At 60.4% G+C, this 1,720-nt stretch carries 2 pseudogenes; both read right to left on the reverse strand.

The annotated features are described in order from the left end of the window. Window positions 1-1,152, reverse strand: a pseudogene (locus GV832_RS21585) (IS3 family transposase); the annotation flags it as partial. A gap of 132 nt (window positions 1,153-1,284) precedes the next feature. After that, window positions 1,285-1,720, reverse strand: a pseudogene (locus GV832_RS21590) (IS5 family transposase); the annotation flags it as partial.

The following is a 1,720-nucleotide window of genomic DNA, read 5'->3' on the forward strand; positions in this document are numbered from 1 at the left end:
GCTGTCCGCCATGGGCAGTGTGAGGGCGTTGGTGGTTGTAGAAGGTGATCCAGCGCCCTATGCCGACCCGAGCCTGCGACCCGGTTTCCCAAGCGTGCAGATAGACGCATTCATATTTCAAGGACCGCCAGAGGCGTGACATGTCGAGGGCATTCCTGCCATCGGTCCGAAGGAATGCCCGAGGGTTGTCGAGGCAGCGGCCCTTCCCGCCCATCGAGATCCGGGTGCCGACCCGTTTCAGCCGGTCAGTCCATGCGAAGGACGTGAACTGCGGCCCCTGATCGGTATTCATGATCTCGGGCGGGCTGAGCTTATGGATCGCCTCGTTCAGCGCCTCGATGCAGAAGTCCGCCTCCAGCGTGTTGGAGATGCGCCAGGCTAAGACTTTGCGGGTGAACCAGTCCATGATGGCGACCAGATAGAGGAAGCCTTTCCGCATCGGCAAGTAGGTGATGTCGGCGCACCAGACCTGATTGGGCCGCTCCACCCGCAGCCCGCCCAGCAGATAGGGGTAGGTCTTGTGCCCCTTCGCGGGTTTGCTTGTGTCGGGCTTTTGGTAGATCGGCATCAGGCGCATGAGACGCATCAGTCGCCGGGTGCGCTTCTGGTTAACGGCATGGCCCTCGTTCTGCAGGAGCCAAGTCATCTGCCGTACGCCATAGAACGGGGTGTCCAGAAACTGCTTGTCGATCAACAACATGAGGTCGAGGTTCAGCGCCGTCTCGCCCTGCGGCGCGTAATAGAACGACGACCGCGAGATCGACAGCAGCCGACACTTCGCCCCGACCGACAGCTTGGGATGGGTTCGTTCGATCATTCCGCGCCTTACTTGCCGATCCAGGGCTTGAGCTTTCGTGACAAAAAATCATTGGCGACCGCGTTCGCCCGCTCTCTCGAACCAATGGCGTTCGCGGGCTCACCCCACGATCTTGGCGTGCAGGTCACGGACCGTTTCTTCGGCAACCTCCGCCGCCACCAAAGCCTTGCCGCCCCGCTCAAAGATGCCTGCGCACCCTCCAGCAGCGACCGCTTCCATTGATGGATCATCGTCGGATGCACGCCATATTCGGTGGCCAGTTCCGACACCGTGCGCTCGCCCTTCACGGCCTCCAGCGCCACCCCATTCGTCGGGAAAATGGTCCCCCGGACCATTTTCTGTTCCTCCTCATACTAGAACGCCGCATCGTGGTTCCTGCGTTTCGACATGTCCTAATCTCCTCCTGCTTGGAGATCAGCAGACTTCAGATCGTAGCTTCCGTCACTGTCCGATTTTCGGGGGGTAGCTCAGATAACGGTTGCAGCAAGGGCGATGGCCGAGAGGAAGACTTTGGGACATCTGTCGTAGCGGGTTGCGATTCTGCGCCAGTCTTTGAGGCGACCGAACATGATCTCAATGCGGTTGCGCAGTTTGCAGCGACGGCGGTCGTGGCGGATCTTCTTTTTCCGGTTCTTCCGCCCTGGGATGCAGACCCTTATCCCTTTGTCTTTCAACGCTTCTCGATACCAATCGGCATCATGGCCCCTGTCTGCCAGAAGCCATTCAGCCCTAGGTAGATCCGCAGGAGTGCGGCGGCGCCCATATAGTCGCTGACTTGGCCAGCCGTCATGAAGAACTTCAGCGGCCTTCCTTTGGCGTCGGCAACGGCGTGCAGCTTGGTGTTCAGCCCGCCTTTCGTGCGCCCGATCGCCCGGCCGCGCCCCCCTTTTTCACCGCCAGGCT

The sequence above is a fragment of the Stagnihabitans tardus genome (assembly GCF_009925085.1).
Lineage (GTDB): Bacteria > Pseudomonadota > Alphaproteobacteria > Rhodobacterales > Rhodobacteraceae > Stagnihabitans > Stagnihabitans tardus.